Origin of the sequence: Eubacterium sp. ER2 (genome assembly GCF_000765215.1) — a bacterium.
GTDB lineage: Bacteria > Bacillota > Clostridia > Lachnospirales > Lachnospiraceae > Claveliimonas > Claveliimonas intestinigallinarum.
This window is the reverse complement of sequence record NZ_JPJE01000060.1, coordinates 1-9,938: the sequence shown is the minus strand read 5'-3', so window position 1 is coordinate 9,938 and position 9,938 is coordinate 1. Positions and strand designations below refer to the sequence as shown.

The window sequence follows — 9,938 nt, the reverse complement described above, 5'->3', positions numbered from 1 at the left end:
CCGGCAGGCGTGCAGAACTATTCCGTACTTACACAGTATGTGCCGGCAGGCTATCAGATGACAGCAAGTGGCGACTTCTATGCGGAAGACGGCGGAAAACTGGTTGTCAATATTGAAAAGATTGCTGTCTCCTCGACCATCAACGTAGTATTTGTGGACGAGAATGGCAACAATCTTGGCGGCGGAGATTTTACTGTTGACGCAGATGGCGATGGGATTTTCAATCTGTCTGAGCTGACTGTGCCGGAAGGATACGCTCTTACTGTGGCAGGTGATCAGTTTGTCAAAGACTATGTGGGCGAGACAAAGGTTCTTACAGTGAAAAAGATTTTAAAATCTTCTATCATCAAGCTGCAGTTTGTAGATGAGAATGAAAATGTAGTTGGCGGCGGTGACTACTTTGTAGACGCGGACGGCGACGGGATTTTCAACTGGAAAGAGATAGAAGTGCCGGCAGGCTACAAACTGGCTGTTACTGGAGATGCTTTTGTGAAGGACTACTCAGCAGTCGAGGCGTCTGAGGTCAGGGTTGAGAAGATCGACAAAGGTACGATTATCAATGTTACATTTACAGATCCTCAGGGCAACAGCCTTGGCGGCGGCGACTACCTGGTAGACCTTGACGGAGATGGAATTGCAAACTATTCTGAGCTTGCGCTTCCTGTCGGATATAAACTGAACGAGACAGGTGATTTCTTCGTGGAAGAAGGCGCGCACTATACGATCGTGCTCAACAGAGAAGGCGCTGCGATGATCCATGTGGTATTTAAGAGCGAAGGCGGCAAGAATCTCGGCGGCGGCGATTTCTTCGTTGACGCGGACGGAGATGGAATTGCCAATTATTCCGAGCTGACGCTTCCTGAGGGATATGAGCTGATCGAGACAGGTGATTTCTTTGTAGATACAGAGAAGACATATGAGATCACTCTGAATAAGGAGATCGAAGGAACGATCATCAATGTAGTATATGTAGACGAGAACGGTAACAATCTCGGCGGCGGCGATTATTTTGTTGACAAGGATGACGACGGTATTGCCAATTACTCTGAGCTTGATCTTCCTGAGGGATATGAGCTGAAAGAGACAGGAGATTTCTTTGTAGTCCCGGGCAAATCCTATACGATCGAACTGGCGAAGATCCCGGAAGGCAAGATGATCAATGTCGTGTTTGTAGACGAGGATGGCAACAACCTCGGCGGTGGGGATTACATCGTAGATGAGGATGGCGACGGTATTGCCAACTACTCTGAGCTCGATCTTCCTGTAGGCTATGAGCTGATTGTGACTGGTGATTTCTTTGTGGAAGACGGAGGAAAGTATACGATCACTCTGAAAATGCGTGAGACGATTTTAACAGTGACTTTTGAGGATACAGAAGGTAATGTGGTCGGGAAGGAGACTCTGGAGGCAGGAGTGCCTGGCTCACCAGAGGATACGCATCACTTTGTGCTTGGAGAGGATTTCCAGCTTCCTGAGGGATACCAGCTTGCCGATGGTGTGGACCAGATCACAGATATTGAGATTCCCTACGGTTCTGTAGGCGGACATACGATGATTGTTGAAAAAGTAGCTTCTGAAACTCCGGAAGATCCGACAACACCCGAAGAGCCTGAAAATCCTCAGGCTCCAGAAGACGACAGCAAGGGTGAGACAGTCAGCACATCTGAAGAGTCCAAAAAGGCTGAATCAAAGAACGCAGAGGATAAGAATACTGCGCCCAGGACAGGTGATACATCTTCCGCAGGTGCAGCAGCAGCGGCGGCAGGTGTGAGTCTTGCAGCAATCGCGGCAGTGATCGCTAAAAAACGCAAATAAGCGGCAGCACAGTTTGCGCAGAAAAGTTAAATGATCCATAACAAAAATATTGCCAAAAATCCGTGTGTTTTTTGGCAATATTTTTTTGGAAAGGGACTGACAAATGAAGATGAAGAAAAGTTTTTTGCGGGCAGTAAGCCTGCTCCTGATTGTGCTGGCCCTGACGGGGTGCGGCGGCAGTGGGGAAAATGAAAATGATGCAGAAAAGGTGGACGACGGCTATCAGGGACGCGATACAAAGGGGTACGGTCATATGTATGATCATATGCCGGACTCTAATGTCTCTTATTCTGAAGAAGATACAGAGCATATACGGCAGTCCATCAATGCCTGGGCGGAAGGTGTTCTTTTGTCGGGGAGTGATGTGGACGAAGAGACGCGGCAGATGACAGAGCAGGGATTGTATGAGTGTATTGTTTCTGAGGATGATCTGGAGAGGGTAAAGGAAGACAGGAAGGTCTTTTACAGCGGAAACGTACAGGTTAGCCAGACCAACACAGAAGTGACGCGTGCCGTAAGGACGAGATATGACAAAAAGGATGTGGGCGAGGTTGACTGCACGGTCACATTTGAGGGATTAAGGGACGGACAGCCTTTCGTGAGGATATACAGTCTGACTTTGGTGATCAGCTATGAAAATCAGAGTGCGTCTGTCTATGAGATCGGAGAGATTGACTGGAAATAAAAAATAAAAACTCTTGCAAACAGCTCCATAAAGAGGTATAGTATTATCGAAATAAGGAATAAAGTCTTCGGGGTCGGGTGAAAGTCCCAACCGGCGGTATAGTCCGCGACCCGCGAACACATGGATGCGCTGCAGAGCATGGGAGATGTGTGAACGGCTGATTTGGTGAAATTCCAAAACCGACAGTAAAGTCTGGATGAGAGAAGAACTATGCGATATTATTTAGAGAACATTTTATTTCATGACTCCGATATTCATATGGATATGGGAGTTTTTTATTGCATAATTCCAAGAAGATTTTCTTTCCTGCAAAATATTTTATTCATCAAAGGAGAGAAAGAAAATGAGTACACAGGTTATGAACAACACAAATGCAAAACCGCGGGCAGGGGTCCGCACCATCGTACAGGCAGGCATGCTGGGAGCGATCGCCGTTGTGCTGATGCTCTTCGAGATCCCGCTGCCCTTTGCCCCCTCCTTCTACGAGATTGATTTCAGCGAGGTGCCGGTGCTGATCGGAACCTTTGCAATGGGGCCGGTGGCCGGGGCATCTATCGAGCTTGTGAAGATCCTTCTGAACTTTATCATCAACGGCACAACGACAGCGGGCGTAGGCGAGATGGCCAACTTTCTGATTGGGTGCGCGCTTGTGGTGCCGGCCGGCATTATCTACCGCAGAAAGCGCACAAGAACAGGCGCCATCATAGGCATGGCTACAGGCACTGTGTTCATGACGCTGATCGGATGCCTTCTGAACGCCTATGTGCTCCTTCCGGCTTACGCCACAGCCTTCCAGATGCCTATCGACGCGCTGGTGGCCATGGGCACAGCGGTAAACGGAAGCATCAACAGCCTGCTCACATTTGTGGCGTTTGCTGTGGCTCCCTTTAATCTTCTCAAGGGAGTGCTTGTATCGCTGATCGTATTTCTCATTTACAAGAAGATCAGCCCTGTTTTCCGCATGAACAGTCAGGCGTAGGGACAGATGCGACAGGTATAAAAGAGCTGAAAAAAGATCCGGACTGCAGACACACGGGGCAGTCCGGATCTTTGTATGAGCGCTTATCCATTTTTTATCCTTTGCCTGGCCCGGCTCTTGAGGGCGGCTGGGAACAGATCTAGGGGCAGATCTCCAGCCAGTAGCCGTCCGGGTCAGAGATGAAGTAAATGCCCATGGCTTCGTTCTCAAAGCAGATGCATCCCATCTCCTTGTGGAGCTGGTGAGCCTTCTCGAAATCGTCCGTGTGGAAAGCCAGGTGGAATTCATTGTCCCCCAGATTGTAGGGCCTGTCCATGTCCCTGAGCCAGGTGAGCTCCAGAAGGTGGGGGGTGACGCCGTCTCCCAGGTAGACGAGCTTGAAGCTCCCGTCCTCGGCCTCCGTCTGCCGGGTCACGGTAAGGCCCAGGGCCTTCTCGTAAAAATCAAGGGATTTTTCCAGATCATATACATTGATATTGTTGTGATAAAATGTAAACTTCAATTCAGGGTGCCTCCTTTAAATCGTAATTATCTGCCTGACGCAGTCTTTAATTAAGTATATCATGTGTAGCCGAAGAAAAAAAGATATGCTATAATGTTCCACATAGATGTAAAGGAGAGCTGGGATGGAAAAGGAAAAGAAGGAGATATGGGCGCAGATCACGCTGGACGCGGAGGCTATCACTGAATTTATGATGTATCAGATTTATACAGGAGGAGCGGGCATAGCCGTGCTGGCGCTGGGAGCGCTGAACGCGGGGCTGGCGGTGGCTTTTGGGATACGGAGAGAATGGTTTATGATGCTGCTCTTTGCGGTGTTTGCCCTGCTCCTCTTCTTTGGTTTCCCGGCGGTGATCAAAAACAGGGTGTCTGTCCTGCAGGGGCAGAAGAAATTTGTAAAGCCTGTGGAATACATTTTTGACCAGGAGGGCATAAGGACAATGGCGGCTGAGAGGGAAAAGAGAGTGCCCTGGGAGAATGTGAAAAAGGCGGTATCCAGAAAGCACATTCTCATTCTCTATGACGAGAAAAAGCATGCCATGGTGCTGCCCATCTCCCAGCTCGGGGATGACTATGGGGCGGCGGTGGACATGATCACGGCCCATGTGCCCCAGGCGGCTGTGAGCATCAGAAAAAGTCAGGACAGGAGATAAACGAATGGTATTTGAGTCGAACAGTGAAAAAGATACCTTTGATCTGGGGCGCCAGATCGGAGAGAAAGCCGTGCCCGGTGACGTCTACACCCTGGTAGGCGACCTGGGAGTCGGGAAGACCGTGTTCACGAAAGGACTGGCAAAGGGCCTTGGTATAGAGGAGCCTGTCAGCAGTCCCACCTTTACGATCGTCCAGATCTACGAGGAGGGCCGCATGCCTCTCTATCATTTCGACGTGTACCGGATCGGTGACGTGGAGGAGATGGAGGAGATTGGATACGAGGACTGCATTTACGGGGAAGGTGTCAGCCTGATCGAGTGGGCAGACCTGATCGAGGAGATCCTGCCGGAGCACTATGTGGAAATAAAGATAGAGAAAGACCCGGGCCGGGGCTTTGATTACCGCAGGATCACTGTGGAGGAAAAAGGCCATGATCGATAATCATACAGATAAGGAAGATGCAGCAATGAGGATATTAGCACTGGACAGCTCCGGGCTGGTGGCTTCGGCGGCCGTCCTGGAGGAAGAGCAGACAATCGCGGAATACACAGTCAATTACAAAAAGACCCACTCTCAGACACTCCTTCCCATGGTGGATGAGATAGCCAGGATGATCGAGTTGGACCTGAAAACGCTGGACGCCATCGCGGTGGCGGCTGGCCCGGGATCCTTCACCGGGCTTCGGATCGGGTCGGCCACGGCGAAGGGGCTGGGGCTGGCCCTGGACATCCCGCTGATCCATATTCCCACACTGGAGGGACTTGCCTACAACATGTACGGCGTGTCGGAGCTGGTGTGTCCTCTCATGGACGCCAGGCGGAAGCAGGTCTACACGGGTATTTACTCCTTTGAAGGGGGATTTTCCACAGTCATGGACCAGTGTGCCATCCCTGTGTCGGAGCTGGCGGACCGGCTGAACGAGCTGGGACAGGCGGTGATCCTTCTGGGGGATGGAGTCCCGGTATACAGGGAGACCCTGGAGGGGAGGCTGTCGGTTCCCCACACATACGCGCCGGCTCATATGAACAGGCAGAGAGCGGCCTCAGTGGGAGCTCTGGGGATGGAGTATTACAGGCAGGGCAGGACGGAGACGGCCGCCCAGCACGCACCGGATTATCTGCGGGTGTCCCAGGCTGAGCGGGAGAGGGCGCAGCGGGAGAAAAAGGAGTAGGAACATGCTAGTGATCAGAAAGATGAAAGAGACAGATATCCCCGCTGTGGCCAGGCTGGAAGCGGAGATATTCCCGGATCCCTGGAGTGAGAGGGCGCTGATGGACAGCTACAGACAAAAGCAGACGCTGCTCCTTGTGGCCTATGAGGATTACCAGCTGATCGGGTACCTGATCATGTATTATGCTTTGGAGGATGGAGAGATTGCCCGGATCGCTGTAATCCCCCGAAAGAGACGGCAGGGGGTAGGCGCCCGGCTTCTTCTGGAGCTGGAAAATCTCTGCGAGATAGGGGGGATCACAAGGCTGCTCCTGGATGTGAGAGAGAGCAATGGACCGGCTATTTCCTTCTATACGGATTACGGGTTCGTGCAGGACGGCGTCCGAAGGAGATTTTACAGCGATCCTGTGGAGGACGGCGTGCTGATGAGCCGTGACCTGGGGAAATAGCTGTCAGAGGAGGAAGCAGTTCCCACTATGACGGGGCAGTTCATCCATATATAATGTAGGCGTAACAGAAGAACAATCCTGTGAGATACCATTTAGGAGGAAATGTATGCGCCAGTATGAAATGATAGAAACAAGAGAAACTCAGAGAAAAATAAAAAAAATAATCTGTAATAAATGTGGAAGAGAGATCCCCACAGAAAAGGGGGAGCCGAGAGCGGATTTCCTCTCTGTGGAAAAGAGGTGGGGGTACTTTTCCGAGAAGGACAACCAGGTGGACGTCTTCGATCTCTGCGAGGAGTGCTACGACGCCCTTGTCGCCACATTTGTTATTCCGGTAGGAGAATAGAATGTTAGATGTATGTTTAGTTGGAACGGGAGGGATGATGCCCCTCCCTTATCGCTGGCTGACCGCTTTGATGGTCCGCTACAACGGGAGCAGTCTTCTTATCGACTGCGGGGAAGGAACCCAGATCGCCATCAAGGAGAAGGGATGGAGCTTTAAGCCCATCGATGTGATCTGTTTTACCCATTATCACGGGGATCACATCAGCGGACTGCCCGGCCTTCTGCTCACCATGGGAAATGCGGATCGGACGGAGCCCCTCACTCTGATCGGCCCAAAGGGGCTGGAGAGAGTGGTGAACGCTCTGCGGGTTATTGCCCCTGAACTTCCCTTTAAAATCCGGTTTCTGGAGATTACGGAGCCGGAGCAGACATTTGAGATGAACGGATACCGTCTGAAGGCCTTCCGGGTCAACCACAATGTGCTCTGCTACGGCTACACGCTGGAGATTGACCGGGCGGGGAAATTTGATGTGGCCCGGGCTCAGGCTGCGGACATTCCCCAGCGTTGCTGGGGCCTGCTCCAGAAGGGAGAGACCGTGGAATATGAAGGGCGGACGCTGACACCGGACATGGTGCTGGGACCTCCCAGGAAGGGGCTGAAGGTCACCTACTGCACGGATACCCGGCCTACGGATTCCATACGCAGCAACGCCAGACACTCGGATCTGTTTGTCTGCGAGGGAATGTACGGGGAGAAGGATAAGCAGAAAAAGGCTAAAGAGTACAAGCATATGACGTTCTACGAGGCGGCCCGCCTTGCGAAGGAGGCGGAGGTGAAGGAGATGTGGCTGACTCATTACAGTCCCTCCCTCAATCACCCGGAGGAGTTTTTGAATGATGTGAGGGAAATCTTTCCCAATACGGTGACGGCCAGAGACGGCAGAACGATGGAACTGGTATTTTCAGATGATAAATAGGAAGGCAGAGGCAAGTGAAATGAACGAAGAGAAAGATATTCTTATCCTTGCGATAGAGAGCTCCTGTGACGAGACGGCGGCGGCTGTCGTCAGAAACGGCAGGGAGATCCTCTCGAATATTATATATTCACAGATCGACCTCCACACGCTGTACGGCGGAGTGGTGCCGGAGATCGCGTCCAGAAAGCATATCGAGAAGATCAATCAGGTCATAGAGAAGGCGCTGGCGGAGGCCGGCGTTTCCCTGCGGGACATAGACGCGGTGGGCGTCACCTACGGCCCCGGACTTGTGGGAGCCCTCCTTGTGGGTGTGGCGGAGGCCAAGGCCATCGCCTACGCGGCAGGCAAACCACTGGTGGGAGTGCATCACATTGAGGGACATATTGCGGCCAATTTTATCGAGCACAAGGAGCTGGAGCCGCCCTTCCTCTGTCTGGTTGTCTCCGGCGGGCACACCCATCTTGTGCGGGTCAGAGACTATGGAAAATTCGATATCCTGGGACGGACCAGGGACGACGCGGCAGGGGAGGCCTTTGACAAGGTGGCCCGGGCCATTGGACTTGGCTATCCGGGAGGCCCAAAGATCGATAAGGTGGCAAAGGAGGGGAATCCGAACGCCATCCAGTTTCCCAGAGCCCGCGTGGAGGATGCGCCCTACGATTTCAGCTTCAGTGGTGTGAAGTCGGCAGTCCTCAACTACATCAATGGCTGCCGTATGAAGGGGGAGACCTTCAGTCAGGCGGATGTGGCTGCTTCTTTCCAGAAAGCGGTGACAGACGTGCTGGTTGGGAATGCCATGCACGCGGTGGAAGAATTCGGCGTGGATAAATTTGCCATTGCAGGAGGCGTGGCCGCCAACAGTGCGCTTCGCCAGGCGATGGCACAGGCCTGTGAAGACAGGGGGATTAAATTCTACTATCCCTCTCCCATTTATTGTACAGATAACGCGGCCATGATCGGTGTGGCCGCCTACTACGAATATAGAAACGGTACCAGACACGGCTGGGATCTCAACGCGGTTCCCAACCTGAAGCTGGGCGAGAGGTAAAGAGGATGGGCAGAGAGACCGGGACAAAGAAAAGATGTACCGCTATTTTGCTGGCGGGAGGACAGGGGACGAGGATGGGCTCGAGGATACAGAAGCAGTATCTTCTGATTCAGGACCGCCCGGTCCTCTTTTATTCGCTTCGCATATTTGAGAGGTCAGAGGTGATCGATGACGTGGTTCTGGTGACCGGGGCGGGGCAGACAGAGTATGTCAGAAAAGAATTTGTGGGAAAATATCATTTTACAAAAGTGACCCACATCGTGGAGGGAGGCCGGGAAAGGTATCACTCTGTGTGGGAAGGCTTGAAGGCGGTGCGGGCTGAGGGTGATCTTCAGGACAGGTATATTTTTATCCATGACAGCGCCAGACCCTTCCTGACAGAGGAGATCATTCGGAGGGCATACTGCGATGTGCAAAAATATCATGCCTGTGTGGTAGGTGTCCCGAGCAAGGATACAGTAAAGATTGTAGATGAGAAGACATTTTCCAGGGAGACGCCTGACCGGAGGTTTGTGTGGATTATCCAGACTCCCCAGGTCTTCGACGCTTCTATCATCCTAGAGGCGTACGCAAAAATGATGTCCCGGGACAAGATACAGGCCACGGACGATGCCATGGCTGTGGAGAATGAGCTCCGTATTCCTGTTCACATGACAGAAGGGAGCTACGAGAACATCAAGATCACGACTCCGGAGGATCTGGACATAGCGAAAGTGTTTGTAAAGAGGTGCTTTCCGGATTTTTGACAGGAAAATCCAAAAAACTTAAAATTTTGTATTGACTCAGGTTTTTCAGTGTGATAAAATAACCAATGTCGCTGAGAAAGCGGCATGAAAACAAACCAACGTGGAGAGGTATCGAAGTGGTCATAACGAGGCGGTCTTGAAAACCGTTTGTCCGCAAGGGCGCGTGGGTTCGAATCCCACCCTCTCCGCTTCATATTGAATAGACAAAAGTCTGTGTGATATGAAAAGGGCAATTTGGAGAAGTACCCAAGCTGGCCGAAGGGGCTCCCCTGGAAAGGGAGTAGGTCGTTAACAGCGGCGCGAGGGTTCAAATCCCTCCTTCTCCGCTTATAATAGCATCGGTTCTGAGAACTGAAAATGATGTCAAAAAAACTTAAAAAAAGTTCTTGACAACAGAAAAACAAAATGCTATTATAGACAAGCTGACTCGCGAGAGACAGCGAAAGACAAAAAGAACCTTGATAACTGAACAATAGACAACGACCCTGAAAATTTCTAAGAGAAATATTCAGAACGGAAATCAGACTGAGCGAAAGTGAAGGTCTGATGCCAACAGTAAATAACGGGATAGGAAAGCTAGTAGTTTTCCTGACCGAGAGAGAACTTTTTTACGAGAGTTTGATCCTGGC

12 protein-coding genes, 2 tRNA genes and 1 riboswitch are annotated in these 9,938 nt (G+C 51.5%); of the genes, 13 read left to right on the top strand and 1 reads right to left on the bottom strand.

Features of this window, described 5'->3' with window-relative positions; translation table 11 throughout:
* The 3 genes from NI21_RS0115400 to NI21_RS0115390 all read left to right on the top strand — a co-directional run.
* On the top strand, positions 1-1,815 hold a 1,815-nt coding region (locus NI21_RS0115400), incomplete at its 5' end, for a hypothetical protein (RefSeq protein WP_206538667.1).
* Positions 1,816-1,918: 103 nt separating this feature from the next.
* The gene (locus tag NI21_RS0115395; RefSeq protein ID WP_033127094.1) at positions 1,919-2,500 is read left to right on the top strand and encodes a hypothetical protein; all 582 of its coding nucleotides are present in this window, start codon (positions 1,919-1,921) and stop codon (positions 2,498-2,500) included.
* A gap of 59 nt (positions 2,501-2,559) precedes the next feature.
* Positions 2,560-2,712: riboswitch (FMN riboswitch) on the top strand.
* A gap of 131 nt (positions 2,713-2,843) precedes the next feature.
* Positions 2,844-3,479 carry an ECF transporter S component gene (locus tag NI21_RS0115390; protein ID WP_033127093.1) on the top strand — a complete coding sequence of 212 codons (636 nt, stop codon included), beginning with the start codon at positions 2,844-2,846 and terminating at the stop codon, positions 3,477-3,479.
* A 139-nt stretch (positions 3,480-3,618) separates the two neighbouring features.
* Here the strand turns inward: NI21_RS0115390 and NI21_RS0115385 are convergent, their stop codons facing one another.
* Entirely contained in the window at positions 3,619-3,981 is a 363-nt protein-coding gene (locus tag NI21_RS0115385) for a VOC family protein (RefSeq protein ID WP_033127092.1), read from the bottom strand.
* 124 nt (positions 3,982-4,105) lie between these two features.
* On the opposite strand from NI21_RS0115385, the gene NI21_RS0115380 reads away from it, so the two are divergent.
* The 10 genes from NI21_RS0115380 to NI21_RS0115335 all read left to right on the top strand — a co-directional run bounded on the left by NI21_RS0115380 (position 4,106) and on the right by NI21_RS0115335 (position 9,635).
* The gene (locus tag NI21_RS0115380) at positions 4,106-4,633 is read left to right on the top strand and encodes a YcxB family protein (RefSeq protein WP_033127091.1); all 528 of its coding nucleotides are present in this window, start codon (positions 4,106-4,108) and stop codon (positions 4,631-4,633) included.
* A 4-nt stretch (positions 4,634-4,637) separates the two neighbouring features.
* Complete coding sequence (gene tsaE, locus NI21_RS0115375; protein ID WP_033127090.1) at positions 4,638-5,075, top strand: tRNA (adenosine(37)-N6)-threonylcarbamoyltransferase complex ATPase subunit type 1 TsaE; 438 nt, start codon at positions 4,638-4,640, stop codon at positions 5,073-5,075.
* 25 nt (positions 5,076-5,100) lie between these two features.
* Entirely contained in the window at positions 5,101-5,805 is a 705-nt protein-coding gene (gene tsaB / locus NI21_RS0115370; RefSeq protein ID WP_033127096.1) for a tRNA (adenosine(37)-N6)-threonylcarbamoyltransferase complex dimerization subunit type 1 TsaB, read from the top strand.
* Between the two features lie 4 nt (positions 5,806-5,809).
* Positions 5,810-6,253, top strand: coding sequence for a ribosomal protein S18-alanine N-acetyltransferase (rimI, locus tag NI21_RS0115365; RefSeq protein ID WP_033127089.1), 444 nt, complete (start codon positions 5,810-5,812; stop codon positions 6,251-6,253).
* 106 nt (positions 6,254-6,359) lie between these two features.
* Positions 6,360-6,599, top strand: coding sequence for a hypothetical protein (locus NI21_RS0115360; RefSeq protein ID WP_033127088.1), 240 nt, complete (start codon positions 6,360-6,362; stop codon positions 6,597-6,599).
* Between the two features lies 1 nt (position 6,600).
* Complete coding sequence (locus tag NI21_RS0115355; protein WP_033127087.1) at positions 6,601-7,515, top strand: ribonuclease Z; 915 nt, start codon at positions 6,601-6,603, stop codon at positions 7,513-7,515.
* Between the two features lie 19 nt (positions 7,516-7,534).
* Positions 7,535-8,563: a tRNA (adenosine(37)-N6)-threonylcarbamoyltransferase complex transferase subunit TsaD gene (gene tsaD / locus NI21_RS0115350; RefSeq protein ID WP_033127086.1), complete on the top strand. Its 1,029-nt coding sequence runs from the start codon at positions 7,535-7,537 to the stop codon at positions 8,561-8,563.
* Positions 8,564-8,568: 5 nt separating this feature from the next.
* Entirely contained in the window at positions 8,569-9,309 is a 741-nt protein-coding gene (ispD, locus tag NI21_RS0115345) for a 2-C-methyl-D-erythritol 4-phosphate cytidylyltransferase (protein WP_033127085.1), read from the top strand.
* Between the two features lie 102 nt (positions 9,310-9,411).
* Positions 9,412-9,497 (top strand) — tRNA-Ser (locus tag NI21_RS0115340).
* 48 nt (positions 9,498-9,545) lie between these two features.
* Positions 9,546-9,635, top strand: a tRNA-Ser gene (locus NI21_RS0115335).
* Positions 9,636-9,938: the final 303 nt, after the last annotated feature.